The sequence below is a fragment of the Variovorax sp. TBS-050B genome, assembly GCF_029893635.1.
GTDB lineage: Bacteria > Pseudomonadota > Gammaproteobacteria > Burkholderiales > Burkholderiaceae_C > Variovorax.
This window is the reverse complement of record NZ_JARXYR010000002.1, coordinates 4,427,201-4,447,676: the sequence shown is the minus strand read 5'-3', so window position 1 is coordinate 4,447,676 and position 20,476 is coordinate 4,427,201. Positions and strand designations below refer to the sequence as shown.

General features: G+C 70.0%; 26 protein-coding genes. 16 read left to right on the top strand and 10 right to left on the bottom strand.

The window, feature by feature from the left end; all coding sequences use genetic code 11:
* Positions 1-25: 25 nt before the first annotated feature.
* From hflK to M2165_RS23700, 6 genes are all read left to right on the top strand, one after another.
* Entirely contained in the window at positions 26-1,393 is a 1,368-nt protein-coding gene (gene hflK, locus M2165_RS23725; RefSeq protein WP_280817025.1) for an FtsH protease activity modulator HflK, read from the top strand.
* 22 nt (positions 1,394-1,415) lie between these two features.
* The gene (hflC, locus tag M2165_RS23720; protein WP_280817024.1) at positions 1,416-2,318 is read left to right on the top strand and encodes a protease modulator HflC; all 903 of its coding nucleotides are present in this window, start codon (positions 1,416-1,418) and stop codon (positions 2,316-2,318) included.
* Positions 2,319-2,334: 16 nt separating this feature from the next.
* Complete coding sequence (locus tag M2165_RS23715) at positions 2,335-2,520, top strand: DUF2065 domain-containing protein (RefSeq protein WP_280817023.1); 186 nt, start codon at positions 2,335-2,337, stop codon at positions 2,518-2,520.
* Positions 2,521-2,587: 67 nt separating this feature from the next.
* The gene (locus M2165_RS23710) at positions 2,588-3,748 is read left to right on the top strand and encodes an ATP phosphoribosyltransferase regulatory subunit (protein ID WP_280817022.1); all 1,161 of its coding nucleotides are present in this window, start codon (positions 2,588-2,590) and stop codon (positions 3,746-3,748) included.
* Between the two features lie 23 nt (positions 3,749-3,771).
* Positions 3,772-5,103 carry an adenylosuccinate synthase gene (locus M2165_RS23705; RefSeq protein ID WP_280817021.1) on the top strand — a complete coding sequence of 444 codons (1,332 nt, stop codon included), beginning with the start codon at positions 3,772-3,774 and terminating at the stop codon, positions 5,101-5,103.
* Positions 5,104-5,120: 17 nt separating this feature from the next.
* Positions 5,121-5,645 (top strand): phosphoribosyltransferase, encoded by a 525-nt coding sequence (locus M2165_RS23700; RefSeq protein ID WP_280817020.1) that lies wholly within the window; start codon positions 5,121-5,123, stop codon positions 5,643-5,645.
* Between the two features lie 14 nt (positions 5,646-5,659).
* Here M2165_RS23700 and M2165_RS23695 read toward each other — a convergent pair whose 3' ends face one another.
* Together M2165_RS23695 and M2165_RS23690 are read right to left on the bottom strand one after the other, a co-directional pair.
* The gene (locus M2165_RS23695; protein WP_280817019.1) at positions 5,660-6,109 is read right to left on the bottom strand and encodes a VOC family protein; all 450 of its coding nucleotides are present in this window, start codon (positions 6,107-6,109) and stop codon (positions 5,660-5,662) included.
* Between the two features lie 57 nt (positions 6,110-6,166).
* Positions 6,167-7,057 (bottom strand): AraC family transcriptional regulator, encoded by an 891-nt coding sequence (locus tag M2165_RS23690; RefSeq protein ID WP_280817018.1) that lies wholly within the window; start codon positions 7,055-7,057, stop codon positions 6,167-6,169.
* Between the two features lie 40 nt (positions 7,058-7,097).
* Between M2165_RS23690 and M2165_RS23685 the strand changes: the two genes are divergently transcribed.
* From M2165_RS23685 to M2165_RS23675, 3 genes are all read left to right on the top strand, one after another.
* A complete protein-coding gene (locus tag M2165_RS23685) occupies positions 7,098-8,291 on the top strand; it encodes a cystathionine beta-lyase (RefSeq protein WP_280817017.1) in 1,194 nt (397 codons plus the stop codon).
* A 65-nt stretch (positions 8,292-8,356) separates the two neighbouring features.
* A complete protein-coding gene (locus M2165_RS23680) occupies positions 8,357-9,277 on the top strand; it encodes a hypothetical protein (RefSeq protein WP_280817016.1) in 921 nt (306 codons plus the stop codon).
* 70 nt (positions 9,278-9,347) lie between these two features.
* Positions 9,348-9,551, top strand: coding sequence for a hypothetical protein (locus tag M2165_RS23675; RefSeq protein WP_280817015.1), 204 nt, complete (start codon positions 9,348-9,350; stop codon positions 9,549-9,551).
* Positions 9,552-9,639: 88 nt separating this feature from the next.
* Here the strand turns inward: M2165_RS23675 and M2165_RS23670 are convergent, their stop codons facing one another.
* Entirely contained in the window at positions 9,640-10,317 is a 678-nt protein-coding gene (locus M2165_RS23670) for an arylesterase (RefSeq protein ID WP_280817014.1), read from the bottom strand.
* On the opposite strand from M2165_RS23670, the gene M2165_RS23665 reads away from it, so the two are divergent.
* The 4 genes from M2165_RS23665 to rlmB all read left to right on the top strand — a co-directional run bounded on the left by M2165_RS23665 (position 10,316) and on the right by rlmB (position 13,329).
* A complete protein-coding gene (locus M2165_RS23665) occupies positions 10,316-11,026 on the top strand; it encodes an ABC transporter ATP-binding protein (protein WP_280817013.1) in 711 nt (236 codons plus the stop codon). The two genes, M2165_RS23670 and M2165_RS23665, sit on opposite strands and share 2 nt — an antisense overlap.
* Positions 11,027-11,100: 74 nt before the next feature.
* Positions 11,101-11,565, top strand: a complete 465-nt coding sequence (locus tag M2165_RS23660; RefSeq protein ID WP_280817012.1) for a ribosomal protein L7/L12 — start codon at positions 11,101-11,103, stop codon at positions 11,563-11,565.
* An 8-nt stretch (positions 11,566-11,573) separates the two neighbouring features.
* The gene (locus tag M2165_RS23655; protein ID WP_280817011.1) at positions 11,574-12,560 is read left to right on the top strand and encodes a hypothetical protein; all 987 of its coding nucleotides are present in this window, start codon (positions 11,574-11,576) and stop codon (positions 12,558-12,560) included.
* 22 nt (positions 12,561-12,582) lie between these two features.
* A complete protein-coding gene (gene rlmB, locus M2165_RS23650) occupies positions 12,583-13,329 on the top strand; it encodes a 23S rRNA (guanosine(2251)-2'-O)-methyltransferase RlmB (protein WP_280817010.1) in 747 nt (248 codons plus the stop codon).
* Between the two features lie 6 nt (positions 13,330-13,335).
* Here the strand turns inward: rlmB and M2165_RS23645 are convergent, their stop codons facing one another.
* The 3 genes from M2165_RS23645 to M2165_RS23635 form a co-directional block, all read right to left on the bottom strand.
* Positions 13,336-14,544, bottom strand: a complete 1,209-nt coding sequence (locus tag M2165_RS23645; protein WP_280817009.1) for an NAD(P)/FAD-dependent oxidoreductase — start codon at positions 14,542-14,544, stop codon at positions 13,336-13,338.
* A 95-nt stretch (positions 14,545-14,639) separates the two neighbouring features.
* Positions 14,640-14,810: a hypothetical protein gene (locus M2165_RS23640; protein ID WP_280817008.1), complete on the bottom strand. Its 171-nt coding sequence runs from the start codon at positions 14,808-14,810 to the stop codon at positions 14,640-14,642.
* A 124-nt stretch (positions 14,811-14,934) separates the two neighbouring features.
* Positions 14,935-15,525, bottom strand: coding sequence for a helix-turn-helix domain-containing protein (locus M2165_RS23635; protein ID WP_280817007.1), 591 nt, complete (start codon positions 15,523-15,525; stop codon positions 14,935-14,937).
* Between the two features lie 43 nt (positions 15,526-15,568).
* Here M2165_RS23635 and M2165_RS23630 point away from each other — a divergent pair, with 43 nt between their 5' ends.
* A complete protein-coding gene (locus M2165_RS23630) occupies positions 15,569-16,090 on the top strand; it encodes an N-acetyltransferase family protein (protein ID WP_280817006.1) in 522 nt (173 codons plus the stop codon).
* Between the two features lie 16 nt (positions 16,091-16,106).
* Here the strand turns inward: M2165_RS23630 and M2165_RS23625 are convergent, their stop codons facing one another.
* Genes M2165_RS23625 through M2165_RS23615 form a run of 3 tightly spaced genes read right to left on the bottom strand, consistent with a single transcriptional unit; the run spans position 16,107 to position 18,318 of the window.
* Positions 16,107-17,072, bottom strand: coding sequence for an aldo/keto reductase (locus M2165_RS23625; RefSeq protein ID WP_280817005.1), 966 nt, complete (start codon positions 17,070-17,072; stop codon positions 16,107-16,109).
* A 38-nt stretch (positions 17,073-17,110) separates the two neighbouring features.
* Positions 17,111-17,710, bottom strand: coding sequence for a chromate transporter (locus tag M2165_RS23620; RefSeq protein ID WP_280817004.1), 600 nt, complete (start codon positions 17,708-17,710; stop codon positions 17,111-17,113).
* Complete coding sequence (locus M2165_RS23615; protein ID WP_280817003.1) at positions 17,707-18,318, bottom strand: chromate transporter; 612 nt, start codon at positions 18,316-18,318, stop codon at positions 17,707-17,709. Before M2165_RS23615 ends, M2165_RS23620 begins: the two co-directional genes overlap by 4 nt.
* Before the next feature lie 90 nt (positions 18,319-18,408).
* On the opposite strand from M2165_RS23615, the gene M2165_RS23610 reads away from it, so the two are divergent.
* Complete coding sequence (locus tag M2165_RS23610; protein WP_280817002.1) at positions 18,409-19,311, top strand: YihY/virulence factor BrkB family protein; 903 nt, start codon at positions 18,409-18,411, stop codon at positions 19,309-19,311.
* Positions 19,312-19,326: 15 nt separating this feature from the next.
* Here M2165_RS23610 and M2165_RS23605 read toward each other — a convergent pair whose 3' ends face one another.
* Positions 19,327-19,878 carry a DUF924 family protein gene (locus M2165_RS23605; RefSeq protein ID WP_280817001.1) on the bottom strand — a complete coding sequence of 184 codons (552 nt, stop codon included), beginning with the start codon at positions 19,876-19,878 and terminating at the stop codon, positions 19,327-19,329.
* Positions 19,879-20,008: 130 nt separating this feature from the next.
* On the opposite strand from M2165_RS23605, the gene M2165_RS23600 reads away from it, so the two are divergent.
* The gene (locus M2165_RS23600) at positions 20,009-20,458 is read left to right on the top strand and encodes a CHRD domain-containing protein (protein WP_280817000.1); all 450 of its coding nucleotides are present in this window, start codon (positions 20,009-20,011) and stop codon (positions 20,456-20,458) included.
* The last annotated feature ends 18 nt before the right edge of the window (positions 20,459-20,476 follow it).

Genomic DNA, 20,476 nt, shown 5'->3' with positions numbered 1-20,476 from the left:
GCCAGCGCGGAGAGGGTTTCTGGGCATGTTCAACCTGAACGATGGCCGATGGGGCCGTGGCGACGAGCCCGCCTCCAACGGCGATCGCCCGAACGGCAGCCGGCCTCCCGACGCGGACCCGCCGGGCGCACCCATGCCGCCGCCTTCGGGCCACAACAACGGCAACGGCAACCGTCCGCGCGGGCAGGGGCCGAACCAGGGCCCGCCCGACCTCGATGAACTCTGGCGCGACCTCAATCGCAAGCTCGGCGGCTTCTTCGGCGGCAAGGGCGGTGGCGGCGGCGGTCGTCCCGGCGGCCCGAGCGGCGGCGGCAACGGCTACAAGCCCGACATGAAGAACGCCGGCTTCGGCATCGGGCTCGTCGCGGTGGTGGCGCTCCTGATCTGGCTCGGCACCGGCTTCTTCATCGTGAACGAAGGCCAGCAGGCCGTCATCACCCAGTTCGGCCGCTACAAGGCGACCGTCGGCGCGGGCTTCAATTGGCGCCTGCCGTATCCGATCCAGCGCCATGAAGTGGTCGTGACCACGCAGATCCGCTCGACCGACGTCGGCCGTGACGCCATCGTGCGCTCCACCGGCCTGCGCGAGTCGGCCATGCTGACCGAGGACGAGAACATCGTCGAGATCAAGTTCGCCGTGCAGTACCGCCTGAGCGATGCGCGTGCCTGGCTCTACGAGAGCAAGACGCCCGGCGACACGGTGGTGCAGGTGGCCGAGACCGCGGTGCGCGAAGTCGTCGGCAAGATGAAGATGGATGCCGCCCTCGCCGAGGAGCGCGACCAGATCGCCCCGCGCGTGCGGCAGCTCATGCAGACCATCCTCGACCGCTACAAGGTGGGTGTCGAGGTCGTCGGCATCAACCTGCAGCAGGGCGGCGTGCGGCCGCCCGAACAGGTGCAGGCCGCGTTCGACGACGTGCTCAAGGCCGGCCAGGAACGCGAACGCGCCAAGAACGAAGCGCAGGCCTACGCCAACGACGTGGTGCCGCGCGCCACGGGTACGGCCTCGCGCCTGAAGGAAGAGTCCGAGGCCTACAAGGCGCGCATCGTGGCGCAGGCGCAGGGTGATGCCGGCCGCTTTGCCTCGGTGCTGGCCGAGTACCAGAAGGCGCCGCAGGTCACGCGCGACCGCATGTACACCGACGCCATGCAGCAGATCTATGCCAGCACCACCAAGGTGCTGGTCGACACCAAGCAGGGCTCGAACCTCCTGTATCTGCCGCTCGACAAGCTGATGCAGCAGAGCGGCGCCAACCAGGTGACGCCCGTCGACGCGGCCAGTCCCAGCGTGGCCGGCACCGCGCCGCCGCAATCGTCGGTGATCCCCGTGGCGCCCGCCGCGGGCGACAACCGCGGCCGCGACGGCCGTTCGCGCGACCGCGACGTGCGTTGATGAACAGGGCAGGAAGAAGAACATGAACAGAATCGGATTCATCGGCTCGTCGATCCTCGTGCTGCTGGTGCTGCTGAGCTCCACGCTCTTCGTGGTCGACCAGCGCCAGTTCGGCGTGGTGTATGCGCTCGGCCAGATCAAGCAGGTCATCACCGAGCCCGGCCTCAACTTCAAGCTGCCGCCGCCGTTCCAGAACGTGTCGTACATCGACAAGCGGCTGCTCACGCTCTCCAGCCTCGACACCGAGCCCATGCTCACGGCCGAGAAGCAGCGCGTGGTGATCGACTGGTACGTGCGCTGGCGCATCACCGATCCGCAGGCGTACATCCGCAACGTCGGCCTCGACGAGAATGCCGGCGCCATGCAGCTCAACCGCGTGGTGCGCAACGCCTTCCAGGAAAACATCAACAAGCGGACGGTGCGCGACCTGATCTCGGTGCGCCGCGAGGCGCTCATGAGCGACGTGCAGCGCGAGGTGCTCGCGGTCGTCAAGGGGTCCAAGCCCTGGGGCGTGGACGTGGTGGACGTGCGCATCACGCGCGTCGACTACGTCGAGGCGATCACCGAGTCGGTCTATCGCCGCATGGAGGCCGAACGCAAGCGCGTGGCCAACGAACTGCGCTCGACCGGCTATGCCGAGGGCGAGAAGATCCGCGCCGACGCCGACCGCCAGCGCGAGGTGATCGTCGCCAACGCATATCGCGATGCACAGAAGATCAAGGGCGAGGGCGACGCCCAGGCGGCAGCGCTCTACAGCGAGGCCTTCGGCCGCGATCCGCAGTTCGCGCAGTTCTACCGCAGCCTCGAGGCCTACAAGCAGAGCTTCAACAAGAAGAGCGACGTGATGGTGGTCGATCCCTCGTCGGACTTCTTCCGCGCCATGCAGAGCGCCGGCACGCCGGCGGGCAACGCGCCGCGCCGCTGACCCGGCGCCCCGGGTCGTGAGCGCCGAGACGTTCTGGAGCGCGCTGGCGCTGGTGCTGGTGATCGAGGGCATCCTGCCCTTCGTGTCGCCGAGCGGCTGGCGGCGCGGCTTCGGCCAGCTCATGCAGCTGCGCGACGGCCAGCTGCGCTTCTTCGGGCTGTGCAGCATCCTGCTGGGCCTGGTCCTGCTTTTGATCTTCTAGGACGGGTTGTTAACGGGCCATGGCGCGGGCCCGGTAGAATTCCGGTTTAACCACGCCCCCGATCCCCATGTCCGCCTGGGTCCTCCCGGATCACATTGCCGATGTGCTGCCCTCCGAGGCGCGCCACATCGAAGAACTTCGACGCCAGCTGCTCGATACCGCCCGCGGCTACGGCTACGAGCTGGTGATGCCGCCGCTGCTCGAACACCTCGAGTCGCTGCTGTCGGGCACCGGCGAGGCGCTCGACCTCCAGACCTTCAAGCTCGTCGACCAGCTCTCGGGCCGCAGCATGGGCCTGCGCGCCGACACCACGCCGCAGGTGGCGCGCATCGACGCCCACCTGCTGAACCGCGAAGGCGTGGCCCGCCTGTGCTACTGCGGGCCGGTGCTCCACACCCGCCCCGACCGGCCGCACGCCACGCGCGAGCCGCTGCAGTTCGGCGCCGAGATCTACGGCCACGCCGGCCTCGAGGCCGACACCGAAACCCTGCTGCTCGCGCTCGACTGCCTGCAGGCCGCGGGCCTGGACAAGGGCCTGATCGTCGACCTGGCCGATGCGCGCATCGTGCGTGCGCTGTTCGCAGGCGTGCCGGTCGACGGGGCGGTGCTGGCGCGCGTGCATGCAGCGCTGGTCGCCAAGGATGCGAGCGAACTGCATGCGCTCACGCGCGATTTCCCGGCTGCCTCGCGCGACGGGCTGCGCGCGCTGGTCAATCTGTATGGCGACGCCGCCGTGCTCGACGAAGCCGCCAGGGCGCTCAAGGGCACGCCCGCGGTCGATGCGGCGCTGGCCGGACTGCGGCAGCTTGCCGCGAGCCTGCAGGGCCATGCGGGGCGCCAGATCAGCTTCGACCTCGCCGACATGCGCGGCTACGCCTACTACAGCGGCATGCGTTTCGGCATCTATGCACCCGGCGCGGCCGATGCGCTGGTGCGCGGCGGCCGCTACGACGAGGTCGGCGCCGTGTTCGGCCGCAACCGCCCCGCGGTGGGCTTCAGCCTCGACGCGCGCGAACTGGTCGGCGTGCTGCCGGCACGGCCGCTGCGCGCCGCCATCCGAGCCCCCTGGAGCAACGCGGCCGGCCTGCGCGAGGCCATCGCCGCGCTGCGCAGCGCGGGCGAAGTCGTGGTCTGCGTGCTGCCGGGCCACGGCAGCGAGATCGATGAATTCCATTGCGACCGCGAGCTCGTCGAGCAAGCCGGGCAGTGGCAGGTCCGAGCCCTCTGAATCTTTGAAGTAATGGAACGAGCATGAGCGTAACCACCGGAAGAAACGTGGTCGTCGTCGGCACCCAGTGGGGCGACGAGGGCAAAGGCAAGCTGGTCGACTGGCTGACGGAGAGCGCCCAGGGCGTGGTCCGCTTCCAGGGCGGCCACAACGCGGGCCACACGCTGGTCATCAACGGCGTGAAGACGGCGCTGCACCTCATCCCGAGCGGCATCATGCGCCCGGGCGTCAAGTGCTACATCGGCAACGGCGTGGTGCTCTCGGCCGCCAAGCTGTTCGAGGAGATCGAAGGGCTCGAGAAGGCCGGCGTCGAGGTCCGCTCGCGCCTGCGCATCAGCGAGGCCTGCCCGCTGATCCTGCCGTTCCACGCCGCGCTCGACATCGCGCGCGAGGCCTACCGCGAGAAGGGCGGGATCGAGAAGATCGGCACCACCGGCCGCGGCATCGGCCCGGCCTACGAGGACAAGATCGCCCGCCGCGCGCTGCGCGTGCAGGACCTCAAGCATCCGGAGCGCTTCGCGACCAAGCTGCGCGTGCTGCTCGACCTGCACAACCATGTGCTGACGCAGGTGCTGGGCGCGCCCGCGATCGACTTCGACCTGGTGTTCGACGAGGCGATGCGCCACGCCGAACTGCTCAAGCCGATGATGGCCGACGTGTCGCGCGAACTGAACGACGCGCACAAGGCCGGCGCCAACCTGCTGTTCGAGGGCGCGCAGGGCACGCTGCTCGACGTGGATCACGGCACCTATCCGTACGTCACCTCGAGCAACTGCGTGGCCGGCAACGCCGCTGCCGGCTCGGGCGTGGGGCCGGGCATGCTGCACTACATCCTCGGCATCACCAAGGCCTACTGCACGCGCGTCGGCGGCGGTCCGTTCCCGACCGAGCTCGACTGGGCCACGCCCGGCACCCCGGGCTACCACATGAGCACCGTCGGCGCCGAAAAGGGCGTGACCACGGGCCGCAGCCGCCGCTGCGGCTGGTTCGACGCCGCGCTGCTCAAGCGTTCGGCGCAGGTCAACGGCCTCTCCGGGCTGTGCATCACCAAGCTCGACGTGCTCGACGGCCTCGAGAAGCTCGAGCTGTGCACCGGCTACGAACTCGACGGTGAGAAGACCGACATCCTCCCGATGGGCGCCGACGAGATCGAGCGCTGCACGCCGATCTACGAGACTCTCGAAGGCTGGAGCGAAAGCACCGTGGGCGTCACCCAGTTCGACAAGCTGCCGATCAACGCGCGGCTCTACCTGCAGCGCATCGAGCAGATCACTGGCGTGCCGATCCACATGGTCTCGACCAGCCCCGACCGCGATCACACGATCATGATGCGCCACCCGTATCTCGCTGACTGAGAGGAAACCCAAGAATCATGTTGACCGAAGACGGCAAGCATCTCTACGTCAGCTACGACGAGTACCACAACCTGATCGAGAAGCTCGCGATCAAGGTGCACCAGTCGGGCTGGCAGTTCGACACCATCCTGTGCCTCGCGCGCGGCGGCATGCGCCCGGGCGACGTGCTCTCGCGCATCTTCGACAAGCCGCTCGCGATCATGTCGACCAGTTCGTACCGCGCCGACGCCGGCACGGTGCAGGGCCACCTCGACATCGCGCGCTACATCACCACGCCCAAGGGCGAGATCGCCGGCCGCGTGCTGCTGGTGGACGACCTCGCCGACTCGGGCCACACGCTGCATGCGGTGATGGACATGCTGCGCAACAACTACCGGCCGATCACCGAGCTGCGCAGCGCGGTGCTCTGGACCAAGGCGCTGTCGACCTTCACGCCCGATTACTCGGTCGAGTACCTTGCGACCAACCCCTGGATCCACCAGCCCTTCGAGGGCTACGACTCGCTGGGTCCCGAGAAGCTGTTGGAAAAGTGGTCGGTCTGAACCGTCGCTGATCCTCAGCCGGCAGGATCGAACATCGCGGTGTAGCGCCGCTGCATTTCCTCCGGCGTGAGCTTCTCGATGCTGTGGCCCACGTTCCAGCGGTGGCCGAAGGGATCGCGGAACACGCCCGAGCGCTCGCCGTAGAACTGGTCCTGCGGCGCCATGTCGAGCGTTGCGCCTGCCGCCACCGCGCGCGCCACCACCGTGTCGGCATCGTCCACATGCAGGTGCAGCGTCACCGCGCTGCCGCCCAGCGTCTTCGCGCTGCGGATGCCGTATTCGGCGAACTCGTCGGAGATCATCAGGATCGCGCCATTGCCGAAGTCCAGCTCCACGTGGCCGATGCGGCCGCTGGGCTCGGTGAGCCGGAAGAGCTCCTTGACCTCGAAGACCTCGCAATAGAAGTCGACGGCGGCCGCTGCATCGTGCACGCACAGGTACGGGAAAAGCTCGTGGATGGCCATGGGTTTGCCTTTCGCAGGACGAAGGAGATGTGGCGCCGATTCTGGCGCGCGGCGCGCCTAGCGTCTTGAACGAATTTGACCTGCGGCGGGCACGTGCCGCGGCGAGGGCGCGCCGCGCTCGCGCCAGGCCTGCGGCCCCATGCCGGCCAGTGCGGAGAACTCGCGGCTCAGATGGGCCTGGTCGCTGTAGCCGGCCGCCAAAGCGATCTCGGCCCAGTCGTGCCGGCGGGCCTCGCCGGCGAGCGACAGCGCCCGGTCGAAGCGCCGCACGCGTGCATATTCCTTGGGGGCAAGGCCGGTGTCGCCGCGAAAGAGCGCGATGAAGCGGCGGTGGCTGTAGCCGCTGCGCGCCACCAGCGTGCCGATGTTCGCGTCGCCCCGGTCCACCGCGTCCAGCGAGGCGGCCACGGCCGGATGCAGCCCGTGCAGCCCCGCATTCAGCGAGGTGGCCAGGCGCCGGGCGAGCAGCCGTTCGAACAGCGCCAGCTGCGCCTCGGGATCCGCTGCCGCATGCAGCTGCGCCAGCGCCGCGTCGGCCGCTGAACGTCCCCAGAGCGCTTCGAGCGGCGTGTGCGCGCCGGCGAGCGCCCCTTCGGGTGCGCCGAGCAGCATGCGCGCGGCGCCGGGCTGCAGCTGCGCGCCAACCGAGCGCGTGGCGACGGAGACATCGCGCAGGTAGAAGGCCGAGCGCGCGCCGCCCACGATCGCATGGCCGAAGGTCTGGCCGCGTGCATCGGCCGCGCTGCCGAACAGCCGCAGCGGCGGCCCCGAGAGACGGAACACCAGGTGCATTCCGCCCGTGGGCAGCACATGCTCGCGCGCACCCGGCCGCCGGGCCGCGCCGCCTTCGGGCGCCCAGGCCCAGAGCAGGCGCAGGTACGGCCGCAGGCACGGAGCAGGGGGGCGGGTCACCGCGGTGGCCGCTGCGATGAGGCGGTCGTTGCCCATCCGCGCATTGTGCGCCGGAGCGCCGCGCTAGCATCGGGCCATGAGCAAGCCCTCCACGACCCTGATCCACCATCCTTACAAGCCGCCCGCCAACTTCGACGCGCCGCAGCCCGGCGTCTACAAGGCCTCGACCGTGTTCTTCGCGGACGTGGCCGCGATGCGCGCGCGCGACTGGAAGACGAAGGCCGGCTACACCTACGGCCTGCACGGCACGCCGACCACCTTCACGCTCGAGGAAAGGCTCGCCACCCTCGAAGGCGGCACCGAGACGCTGCTGGTGCCGAGCGGGCTCGCGGCGATCTCGCTGGTCGCCTTCGCCTTCCTCAAGACGGGCGACGAGGTGCTGATCCCCGACAACGCCTACGGCCCCAACAAGGCGCTCGCCACCGGCGAACTGGCCAACTTCGGCATCACGCACCGCCTCTACGATGCGATGAACCCCGCCGACCTCGCAGCCAAGCTCTCCGACCGCACGCGGCTGGTGTGGGTCGAGGCCGCGGGCTCGGTGACGATGGAGTTCCCCGACCTGCCGGCGCTCGTGAGCGTCTGCCGCGCGCGCGGCGTGGTCACGGCGCTCGACAACACCTGGGGCGCGGGCCTGGCCTTCGCGCCCTTCGACTTCGACGGCAGCGGCCAGGGCGTGGACATCTCGGTGCATGCGCTCACCAAGTACCCGAGCGGCGGCGGCGACGTGCTCATGGGCAGCGTCACCACGCGCGACGAGCGCCTGCACCGCGCCCTCAAGCTCACGCACATGCGCCTGGGCTTCGGCGTGGGCGTGGGCGACGTCGAGACGCTGCTGCGCTCGCTGCCGAGCATCGGCCTGCGCTATGCCGCGCACGACCGTGCCGCGCGCGAGCTGGCGCGCTGGCTCGCCGACCGCGCCGAGGTCGCGCAGGTCTTGCATCCGGCGCTCGAAGGCTCGCCCGGCCATGCGAACTGGCGTGCGCTCTGCGGCCGGACCGACCTGGCGGCCGGGCTCTTCTCGATCGTGTTCGACGAGCGCTACAGCACCGAGCAGGTCGACCGCTTCTGCGACAGCCTGGCGCTGTTCCGGCTCGGCTACTCGTGGGGCGGGCCGGTCAGCCTGGTGGTGCCGTACGACATCGGCCTGATGCGCGACGCTGCTGTGGCGCGCTGGCCGCACAAGGGCACGCTGGTGCGCTTCTCGATCGGCCTGGAGGACGTGGAGGACCTGCGCGCCGACCTCGCGCAGGCGCTGGGCCGGATGTAGGGCGGCCGCGCGCCGTGGCAAGAAGATCGCGCAGGCGCCGCGCGGCTGCGGGGCAGGCTGCCGCAGTGACCGCTCCCGCGCTCGCGACCGCCGCCGAAGCCGGGCGGGTCGTGCCCCGCGTGCTCGCCGTGCCGGCGGACGTGCTGCGCGAACTCGCGCGGCGCGGTCCGGTAGAAGGCGTGCCCGACCTCGTGACGACCCGCCTGCTGCTCGGGTGCGGCGTGCTGCTGTTCGTGCTCACCGCGCTGGCCATCGCCGCCGGGCTCGTGCTGCTGTCCGGCGAACCCAACGCCCGGGGCCACGAAGTGCCGGTCACCCTCGCCATGCTCGCGCTGCTGGCCGTGGCCTGCGGCGGCGCCTGGTACGTGGGGCGGTGCCTGCGGCGGGTCGGCGGGATGGTGGTCCGCGTGGATGCCGAAGGCCTGCGCTGGGGCGATGCGGCCTCGCCCCAGGCCGTGGGCTGGCAGGCGCTCGGCCGCGCGCGCGACGGCCCGTACGACGTGCGCACGGAGTACGTCTCCAGCGATGCGCTGCAGAAGCGCCTGGTGTTCCATCGCGCGGGGCAGGGCGGCGAAGCGGCGCAGGTCCGCCTGCCGCTGACCCTGAGCGCCGACGGTTCGCGCGTGCTGCGCTTTCGCAACCGCGCCGAGGTCCTGCGCGCGTTGCTGCTGCGGCTGGCGACCGAACCCCGCTCGCGGCTGCGTTTCGATGCCGAGGTCTTCATCGACGCCGGCATCGATCCCGAAACCTGGACGCCGATGCCCGCGCCCAGGCGGTGGCTGTGGGCATCGACATTGGGCGCGCTCGTGCCGCCGGCCGCGGTCATGGCCTGCTGGCCGCTCGGGCAGCACACGGGCTGGCTCGTTCTGGCGATGCTGCTCGCGACCGGGCTCGGCGCCTGGGCGGCCGTGTGGTTCGTGCTGCAGCGCTACCCGGGCTTGCAAGGTGTGTTCGAGTTCGAAACACCGGCCGGCCCGGCGGCTTGAGTCTGCCGCGATATCGCTTACAGTAGGCGACGCGCAGTCACCCTGACTGCCTTCGCCTCAAGGAGATGCAGTGGCAACACCCAATTACGGCTACGAAAAGCGCCAGAAAGAGCTGGCCAAGAAGAAAAAGAAGGAAGACAAGCTCCGCGAAAAGGCGAATCGCAAACTCAACCCGAGCAGCGAAGGGCTGGCGCCCGGAGACCCGGAGACCGATGTGGCCTCGCTCGAACGCGATCCGCCGACGATCCCCGAACTGCCGACCAAGAACGGCTGATCCGTTGCCCGAGCCCGATCGAAAAACCGCCGCAGGCCTGCGCCCGCGGCGGTTTTTTCTTGGCGCCGGGCGAAAGCCGCCGGGGCGCCTACTTCGAGGCCGCCGGCAGCAGCTTGCGCAGCTCGGGCCAGACGTTGTCGAGCAACTGCGGCTGCGCTGCGGCGTTCGGATGGATGCGGTCGGCCTGGAACAGCGCGAGCGCGTCGGGCGCATCGGCCACGCCCTTGAGCAGGAACGGCACCAGCGCGGCCTTGGTGGCACCGGCCACCTTGCCGAAGACCGCTTCGAAGCGCCGCGTGTAGTCGCCGCCGTAGTTCGGCGGCACCTGGATGCCCACGATCAGCACCTTGGCGCCCGTGGCCTGCGCGGCCTTGGTGATGTGCAGCAGGTTGTCCTCGGTGCTCTGCAGCGGCAGGCCGCGCAGCGCGTCGTTGGCGCCGAGCTCGAGCACTAGGTGCGTCGGTTTGTGCTGCGCCAGCAGCGGCGCGAAGCGCGCGCGGCCGCCCGAGCTGGTGTCGCCGCTGATGCTGGCGTTGATCACGGTGGCGGGGATCTTCTGCTCGGCGAGCCGCTTCTCGAGCAGCGGCACCCAGCCTTCGCCGCGCTTGAGGCCGTATTCGGCGCTCAGCGAGTCGCCGAGCACCAGGATCACCGGCTTGCGCGCGGGCGCCGGCTGCGCGTGCGCCACGGTCCATGCCCCTGCGCTGCCGAAGGCGCCGGCGATGCAGATAAAGTCGCGTCGGTTCAAAACGAAAAGCCTTTCCATGTCCCAACCCCCGTCTGATGCCATTGTCGCCGTCGAGCATGTGTTCAAGTCCGTCACGGATTCGACCGGCACGCTAGACATTCTGCAGGACATCGATTTCACCCTGGGCGTGCGGGAAACCGCCGCCATCGTGGGCGCCTCGGGCTCCGGCAAGAGCACGCTGCTGTCGATCATCGCCGGGCTCGACACGCCGACGCGCGGCACCGTGCGGCTCGCGGGCGACGACATCTTCGCCATCGGCGAAGACGAGCGGGCGGCACTGCGGGCGCAGCGCGTGGGCTTCGTGTTCCAGAGCTTCCAGCTGCTCGGCAACCTCAGCGCGCTCGAGAACGTGATGCTGCCGCTCGAACTCGCCGGCCGCAAGGACGCGCGGCGCGCGGCCACCGAGATGCTCGGGCGCGTGGGCCTCGGGCAGCGGCTCGGCCACTATCCCAAGGTGCTCTCGGGCGGCGAGCAGCAGCGCGTGGCGCTGGCCCGCGCCTTCGTGGTGCAGCCCGCGCTGCTGCTGGCCGACGAGCCCACCGGCAGCCTCGATTTCGCGACCGGCGAGCAGGTCATGCGGCTGATGTTCGACCTGAACCGCGAGCTCGGCACCACGCTCGTGCTCGTCACGCACGACCGCGGCATCGCGGACCAGTGCGAACGGCGCATCACCATCGAGGCCGGCCGCGTGGCACGCAACGAGTCCGGCGCCCGCCTCGCGGCCTGAACAGGTCCGGAGGCGGGCCCGTGCACCGCGCGGGGGAGCGCGCGACCAGGACGAGAGAAAGAGAGGAGACGGGCATGCAGGACGAAATTCACCCCGACGCGCGCCTCGCGCTGCAGCGCGGAAACTTGATCGAGGCGATCAAGATCGTGCGCGACCGCACCGGGCTCGGCCTCAAGGAGGCCAAGGAACTGGTCGATCGCCATGCGGACCGCGTCGCGGCCGAGCCGGTGCCGCCGGCCGACGACTTCAGCCAACTGCTCGCGGGCGGTCCGCCGCGCCTGCCGGCCGAAGCCGTTGCCGCGCTCGCGGAGGGCCGCAAGATCGAAGCCATCCGGATCGCGCGCGAAGCCACCGGCCTCGGCCTGAAGGAGGCCAAGGAACTGGTCGAGCGCCACGAGGCGCGGCCCGCGGGCGGCATCGCCTCCGATCCCATGGCCGAGCCGGGGCGCGTGACCGGCGGCGGCTCGAGGACATGGCTCGCGATCGTCGTGGTGCTCGTGCTGCTGGCCGGGCTTTTCATTCTCTTCTCGGGCGCCTGAACCGCAACATGATCGTTCCGCAATTCTGGGCCGAAGGCCGCATCCGGCAGACCGTCGACGGCCGGCAGATCACCGTGCGCCGCTTCGGCTGGTCCGACGACAGTCCGCTGGCCGCGCAGGCCCACGCCGACGAACGCACGCGCGAGGCCTTCGACCGCATCGCGGCGGGCGAGCCGCTGGAGCGCCGCGAGCGCAAGGTCGCCTACAACGGCGCCAACGGCATGCCGATCCGCGAGCAGATCGTCGAACGCCATGGCGAGGACATCGTCACGCGCAACGGCTACGGCGCGCGCTGCCTCAACACGCCCGACGTGCTGTTCATCGACGTCGACTTCGACGAGGAAGCAAGGCGCGGCGACGCGCGCGGCCTCCAGGTGATCGGCGCCGCCGTCATCGGTGCGCTGGTCGCGGGCTATGCGTCCCGCTCCTGGGTCGTCGGCCTCGCGGTCCTCCTCGTGGTCGCGGCCTTCGGCTTCTGGCGTGCGCGCTCCGAGCCGCGCCCCGCGGCCGAGCCGGCCGGCGATCCGCTCGCGGCAGCGCGGGCGCGCATCGAGCGCTTCATCCACCAGCATCCCCAGTGGCACCTGCGGCTCTACCGCACGCCCTCGGGCCTGCGCGCCCTGGCGATGCACGAGGTCTTCGCGCCTTCCGACCTCGCCGTGGCCGATGCCTTCCAGAGCCTGGGCGCCGACAAGGTCTATGCGCGCATGTGCCGCAACCAGAACTGCTTCCGTGCGCGGCTCAGCGCCAAGCCGTGGCGCATCGGCATCGGCGAGCACATGCGGCCGCAGCCGGGCGTCTGGCCCGTGGCGCCCGACAAGCTCGCCCTGCGCGACGCATGGATCGCGCGCTACGAGCAGGCCGCGGAACGCTATGCCGCCTGCAGCTACGTCGAAAGCGTCGGCAACCTGCAGGCCGTGCATCCGCGCGCGGCCGCCGTGCAGCAGCTGCACGACGAGCACACGCGCGCCGCCAGCGGCCTGCCGATCGCCTGAATGGCGCGGGGATAATCGCGGGATGTCTTCCCCCAAAGTGATCTTCGGCTTCCATGCCGTGGGCGTGCGCATCAAGACCGCGCCGAAATCGGTGCTCGAGGTGATGTTCGACGCCAGCCGGCGCGACGCGCGCATGAAGCAGTTCATCGCGCGCGCCCAGGAAGCCGGCGTGCGGCTGGTCGAGGCCGATGGCCTGCGGCTCGCCAAGCTCAGCGGCAGCCACGGCCACCAGGGCGTGGTGGCGCGCGTCGAGCCCGTGGCGCAGGTGCGCTCGCTCGACGAACTGCTCGAAGGGCTCGAAGAGGCCGGCACCGTACCGCTGCTCCTGGTGCTCGACGGCGTGACCGATCCGCACAACCTCGGCGCCTGCCTGCGCGTGGCCGACGGTGCGGGCGCGCACGCGGTCATCGCGCCCAAGGACCATGCGGCCGGCATCAACGCCACCGTGGCCAAGGTCGCGAGCGGCGCCGCCGAGACGGTGCCCTATTTCATGGTGACGAACCTCGCGCGCACCCTCAACGAGCTCAAGGAGCGCAACATCTGGTGCGTCGGCACGAGCGACGATGCGCCCGGCACGCTCTACCAGAGCGACTTCAAGCGCCCGCTCGCGCTGGTGCTCGGCGCCGAAGGCGAGGGCATGCGCCAGCTCACGCGCAAGACCTGCGACGAACTCGTGCGCATTCCAATGGCCGGAGCGGTCGAGAGCCTCAACGTCTCGGTGGCGAGCGGGGTCTGCCTGTACGAGGCGCTGCGGCAGCGCGGCGGCTGAGCGCGCTCAGCGCGGCGCCGGCGCGCGGCCCTTGCGGTGGAAATAGACGAGCTCCGCCACGCGGCGCATCGCCGGCGTGCCGAGCAGCAGGTTGAAGAGCCAGTCGCTCTGGAAATGGTCGAAGCCCCAGCGCAGCGCGCGCTTGAGCCGGAAGCGCGGATAGCTCCTGACGAACCACTCCGCCGGATCGCCCGCCTCGCCGCGCACGAAACGTGCGATCGCCTCGCCCGCGCCTGCGCCGTGGTGCAGTGCCGTGTGGATGCCGCCGGCCGTCACGGGCGACACCATGCCCGCGGCATCGCCGACGAGCAGCGCATGCGCGCGCGCGACCACCGGCAGCACGCCGCCGCAGGGGATCATGCCCGCGCGTACCACCATCGGTGGCGCATCGCCGGCCGAGACGACCGGCGCGATCTTGCGCAGCAGCGGATCGAGGCGCAATGGCTCCACCTGCCGCGCGCCCATGCGGCGCGCGATCCCGACCTGGCTCACGCCGACGCCCTCGAGCGCCCAGCCGATGTAGCCCGGGGCGAGCCTGCGGTCCACGAAGCAATGCAACAGATCCGGCGTCATGCGAGCCCCGCGATACTCGTGCTCAATGCCGTAGAGGAAGCGTGTGTTGCGCGAGAGCCTGAGCGCCTTCGCCACGCGTGAATGCGGTCCGTCGGCGCCGACGATGTAGCGCGCCGTGATGCAGGGGCCCTGCGCGAGCGGAACTTCCCAGCGGCCGTGGCGCCACAGCGCCTGCTCGAACAGCGTGTCGAACTGCAGGTCGACGCCTGCCGCTTGCACCGAGCCGGCCATCCAGTCCAGCAGCGCAGGGGCGTCCGTGGCCCAGAACCAGTAGCCGGGCGCATGCAGGTCCACGTGGCGCATGTCCGGCGCATAGAGCCGCACGCCTTCGATGCGCCGCACCAGCGCGGGCGGCACTTCGGCAAGCCAGGGCACGGTGTCGACGGCGTCCTTGACGATGATGCCGGTGGTATGAAGCTTGGCGCCGGCCCTGGCCTTCTTCTCGAGCACCATGACGCGAAGCCCCGCCTGTGCCGCGGCGCGCGCGCAGGCGAGGCCGGCAAAACTCGCGCCGACCACCACGAGGTCGACTTGCGCGCTGGCAGGCGGGCGGCGGGCGGTCGCACGGCTCGCGCCGGCAGAGGGCTCGTATTCGGAGAGGCTGCGAAGGGTGAGGCGTGGATCGAAGCGAGAGGCGTGCATGAGGCGTGCTGAAACGTGGCGTTGCGCACCGCGGACTGCGGTGCGCACGCGACGTTAGCGACGCCTTGTGCGCTCGGCGTGAAGCCTGTGTGAACTCAGGACGGATCCTTACTCCGCGTGCGCGACACCGCACTGAAGATGCCGATCCCGAGCAGGATCAGCGCGCCGATGCCGATGTAGAGCGTGGGCACGCCGGCCACCGATGCACCCCAGGCAACGCCGGCCAGGAAGAGCAGAAAACCGATCATGTAGAGCGCGAACGACATGCTTGTCCCCCGGAAACTGTGATGCCTCGCAGTATCCCGAGGCCTCCGCGGCACCGCACCGGCGGTTGCCGTCAGTCGCTGTGGGAACTTGCCTACTACTTTCGCGCCCTTTCTTTTCTTTCTTCTAGCCCGGCGTCGCGACCAGCAGGTAGCGGCATCCCGTGCGTCCGAGCGCCTTGAACACCAGCGCGCGGTCGACGCCGAAGTCCAGGCAGTCGCCGGGCGCGAGTTCGAAGTGCTCGTCGCCGTAGTCCACGCGCAGCGCACCTTCGAGCATCCAGAGGCTCTGCGCATAGGGCTTGCCGCCCCAGGGCGGGTAGGCCACGCGCGCGGCGCGCGGCAGTTCGATCTCGACCATGTCCACGCCGCTGCCCGCCCCATGCTCGGCCACCTGCCGCCGCAGATAGCCAGCCGCGGGATCGCGCCAGACCGCCTGCGTGTCGCGCGTCCTCAACCTGCGCGGCGGGCTGTCTTCCTGGGTGAGAAGCTGTGCGAGCGAGACGCCCAGGCCGGCCGCCAGCTTGGCCAGCAGCACGGCCGTGGGGCTGCTCTGCGCGCGCTCGACCTTCGAGATCATGGCCTTGCTGACGCCGGACAGCGCGGCCAGCTCGGCGAGGCTCAGGCCCCGCGCCTGCCGCAGGGCGAGCAGGCGGCTCGCAATGAGCGCGTCGACGTTCTCGGCGCGCGCGTCGGGGGTGGATGAAGTGTTTCTCATATGAGATTATTATTCTCTTATATTGAACGTCCGGAGCACCACCATGCGTCTCGTCGCCTGCACCGAGGAAGCCCATTCGGGCGCCATCCTCGCCATCCTCAACGACGCCATCGTCCATTCGACCGCGCTGTACGACTACAAGCCGCGCACCCTTGAGAACATGGCGGCCTGGTTCGCCACCAAGCGCGCCAACGGCTTTCCCGTGGTCGGTGCCGAAGACGAGGACGGCCGGCTGCTCGGCTTCGCGAGCTACGGCACCTTCCGCGCCTTCCCGGCCTACAAGTACACGGTGGAGCATTCGGTGTACGTCGAGGCCGGCCACCGCGGCGCCGGCCTGGGACGCACGCTGATGGAAGCCATCATTGCCGAGGCGGTGGCGCGCGACGTGCACGTGATGGTCGGCGCGATCGATGCCGCCAACGCGGGCAGCATCCGCCTGCACGAAAAGCTCGGCTTCGCGCATGCCGGCACCGTGCGGCAGGCCGGTTTCAAGTTCGGCCGCTGGCTCGACGTGGCCTTCTACCAGCGCATCCTCTCGACGCCGCTGAACCCGGTGGACGGCTGAGAAGGGCGATGCCGCGTCAGGCGGCGCCCTCGGCACTGGCGCCGTCGAGCATCTGGATCGTGCCCGCGTCGAGCTTGAGCTGGGTGGCGACCACCAGTTCCTCGAGCTGGACGAGCGAGGTCGCGCTCGCGATCGGCGCCGTGACCGAAGGCCGCGCGATCTGCCATGCGATGGCGACCTGGCCCGGCTTCGCGTTGTACTGCTGCGCCACCTTGTCGAGCGCGTCGAGAATGCGCAGGCCGCGCGCGTTCAGGTACTTCTGCGTGGTGCTCGCGCCGCGCGTGCTCTTCGCGGCGTCGGCCTCGCTGCGGTACTTGCCGGTCAGGAAGCCGGCTGCCAGCGCGTAGAAGTTGATCACGCCGATCTCGCGCTCGACGCACAGCGGCTCCAGTGCGTCCTCGAAGGCGGCGCGGTCGTACAGGTTGTAGAGCGGCTGCAGGCTCTCGTAGCGCGCGATGCCGAGCCGCTCCGAAATGTCGAGCGCCTCGGCCAGCCGCGGCGCGCTGTAGTTCGATGCGCCGATGGCGCGCACCTTGCCCGCCTTGACCAGCTCGTCGAAGGCGCCGAGCGAGTCCTCGAGTGGCGTCGCCGTGTCGTCGTCGTGCGCCTGGTACAGGTCGATGTAGTCCGTCTGCAGGCGCTGTAGCGAGGCTTCGACCGCTTCGCGGATGTAGGCGGGCGAAAGGCCCGACTTGCCTTCGCCCATGGGCTTGCCGACCTTGGTCGCGAGCACCACGCGGTTGCGCTTGCCGCTCTGCTTGAGCCACTTGCCGATGATCGTCTCCGACTCGCCGCCGGCATGGCCCGGCACCCAGCGCGAGTAGACGTCGGCCGTGTCGACCAGGTTGAAGCCGGCGTCGACCCAGGCGTCGAGCAGGCGGAACGAGGTGGCCTCGTCCACCGTCCAGCCGAACACGTTGCCGCCGAAGGCGAGCGGCGAGACCAGGAGGCCGGAGCGGCCGAGGGAGCGGAGTTGCGACATTGCGTTGGGTTCCCGATGAGAAGGACGAAGAACGAGGATCAGACGAAGCCCACGGCGCCGAGCAGTGCGCCCGCGCCGAGCAGCCAGAGCAGGTGGATGCGGGTGCGCCAGACGATCAGCGCAGCCACGGCGGTCAGCAGCCACAGGTGCCACGCGGGCGCATCGCCGGCATGGTTGCCCGCCGCCAGCACCCAGCCGGTGGCGATCAGCAGGCCCACCACCACCGGCGCCATGCCCTGCTTGAAGGCGCGCACGCCGCGCCGGTCGCGGTTGCGGTGGCCCCAGCGCGTGGCCAGGTAGGTCAGCGTGGTGCTCGGCAGCATGATGCCGAGCATGGTGACCAGCAGGCCGAACAGGCCGAGCAGCCAGGCCTGCGGCCCGGCGCCGATCCCGCCGCCCGCATTGAGCCCGACGTTCCAGCCCATCAGCGCGACGAAGAGCACGTTGGGGCCGGGCGCGGCCTGCGCGATGGCCACCGACGAGCTGAACTGCGCGTCGGTGAGCCAGCCGTGCTGCACGACGAGGTAGCGGTGCATGTCGGGCACGGTGGTGATCGCGCCGCTGATCGACAGCAGCGACAGCAGCAGGTACTGGCCGAAGAGCGCGAGCCAGTCGTGCCATTGCATCGCGATCGTCATGGCTTGCGGTCCTCGGCCGCCGCGGGGGCGATCTTCCGCCAGGTCCACACGCAGGCGACGCCGCCCACGCTCAGCAGCACCCAGCCGAGCGGGATCTTCAGCAGCGCGATGGCGCCGAACACGAGCGCGACGAACGCCAGGCAGACGCCGAATCCGAGCGGATGCCTGCGCAACTGCGGAATCAGCTTGAAGCCGGTGGCGGCGATCAGTCCGCCCGAGACCGCGCCCATCCCGCGCAGCGCGCCCGCGACCTGCGGGTTGGCCGCATAGTGCGCATAGAGCACGGCCAGCACCAGGATCACGACCAGCGGCACCGCCAGCATCCCGGTCACAGCCGCCACCGCGCCGCGCAGGCCGAAGTAGCGGTCGCCGATCATCAGCGCGAGGTTGATCACGTTCGGTCCCGGCATCACCTGGGCCACGGCCCAGTCTTCGAGAAACTGCTCGGGCGTGAGCCAGCGCTTCTTCTCGACCATCTCGCGCTGCACGATGGCCAGCACGCCGCCGAATCCCTGCAGCGCAAGCCAGGTGAACGAAACGAAAAGGTCGCGTGGCGACTGGGGCTGGGGAGGAGGGGGCGCGGCCGCGCCGGAGGGGGACGGGTGCATGGGTGAAAGCGATTATCGTAGCCACGCCTGCACCGTGCCGGGCAACGGACTGACAGGCGCTTTCCACACGAACAGGGAGACTTCATCGCCATGCGAATCCGCGCACTTTTCGATCTCTGCAAACAGGCCGTGGCCTCATGGTCGAACGACTATGCGCCGAGCATGGGCGCGGCGCTCGCCTACTACACGGTGTTCTCGATCGCGCCGCTGCTGCTGATCGTCATCTCGGTGGCCGGTCTGGTGTTCGGCCAGGAGGCGGCACGCGGCGAGATCTTCGCGCAGCTCGCGGGGCTCATGGGCGAGCAGGGCGCGGCGGCGGTGCAGGGCATGCTGCAGGCGGTCAACAAGCCGACCGAAGGGATCGTGGCGACCGTGATCGGCCTCGGCCTGCTGGTGATCGGCGCGACCACCGTCTTCGGCGAGCTGCAGGACGCGCTCGACCGCATCTGGCGTGCGCCGGTGCGCGACAAGAGCAAGGGCCTCTTCAACCTGCTGCGGGTGCGGCTGCTGTCCTTCAGCATGATCATGGCGATCGGCTTCCTGCTGATGGTGTCGCTGGTGGCGAGCGCGGCGCTGGCGGCGCTCGGCAAGTGGTGGTCGCCCATGTTCGGCGCCTGGGCCACGCTGGCGCAGGTGGTGAACTTCGTCTTCAGCTTCGGCATGGTGACCGTGATCTTCGCGATGATCTACAAGATCATGCCGAGGGCCAAGGTGCAGTGGCGCGACGTGTGGATCGGCGCCGCGGCCACGGCGATGCTCTTCACCATCGGCAAGCACCTCATCGGGCTGTACATCGGCAAGAGCAGCGTGGCCTCGGGCTACGGCGCCGCGGGCTCGCTGGTGGTGGTGCTGGTGTGGGTCTACTACTCGGCGCAGATCTTCCTGCTCGGCGCCGAGTTCACCTGGGTCTATGCCAAGACCTTCGGTTCGCGGCGCGAGCGCCAGGCCGAGGGCGACCGCGCGCCGCCGACGCGGGACGAGCCGCTGCCCTGAGCGGGCCCGACCCGCCTAACCCGCGAACCCGCCTTCGTCGAGGAAGCGCTGCTCCTCGGCCGTGCTCGTGCGTCCGAGCATCTTGTTGCGGTGCGGAAAGCGGCCGAAGCGTTCGATGATGTCGCGGTGCAGCACCGCGAAGCGCTGGGTGTTGGCGTCGAGCGCGGCGTTGAGCTCGACCGAGCGCGCCTGGTCTTCCAGCGATTCGGCGTGCATGAAGGGCAGGTAGAAGAACCGGCGCAGTTCCGCCTCGACCTGCAGGTCGAAGCCGTCGGCCACGGCCTGGCGCGCCACGGCCAGCGCCTTGGGATCGGTCGCGAGCATGCGCGCGTCGCCGCGCCAGGTGTTGCGCGGAAACTGGTCGAGCAGCACCAGCAGCGCGAGCGCACCTTCGGGGACGCGGGCCCACGCATCGAGCCGCCCCTCGGCGGCGGCTTCATGGGCGGCGAGAAAGCGCTCGCGAAACATGGCATCGAAGGCCGCATCCTTGGCGAACCAGCGTTCGGGCCCCGCGTCGCGCCAGAAATCGACGACGTCGCGGGCAGTGGGCAGTGCATCGGAGGTCATCGCGGGATTCTCGTCGGTCGCGGCCGCCGGCGCATGCCGGCGCGCCGCGAAGTCGCGGTCGTGACCGACAAGGCCGCTCGTCCCGGCTGCCTATGCTGTAGCGGTTTTCATCATTCAGGAGATCGACACCATGAACCGTTATGGCACCCTTTTGCGCGCGTCCCTCGTCGCTGCAGTGGCCACTGCCGCCCTGGCCGGCTGCGGAATGATGTCGCGAGGCAACGTCGCCAGCTTCAGCGGCACCATGAACGCCGCGAGCGAAGTGCCGCCCAACATGACCCGCGGCAGCGGGCTCGCGGAGGCCTGGCTCAACAAGGACACCAACGTCCTCAAGTACAAGATCACCTACAGCGGCCTGAGCGGACCGGCGACCGCGGGGCACTTCCACGGTCCCGCGGCCGCGGGCGCGAATGCCGGCGTGGTGCTGCCCTTCGCCAACCCCGCCAGCCCGATCGAGGGCCAGGCCACGCTCACGCCCGCGCAGGCCGCCGATCTGATGGCGGGCAAGTGGTACGCCAACATCCACACGGCGGCCAACCCGGCCGGCGAGATCCGCGGCCAGATGCTGCCGAAGATGTGAGGCCCGGCGGTCAGACCG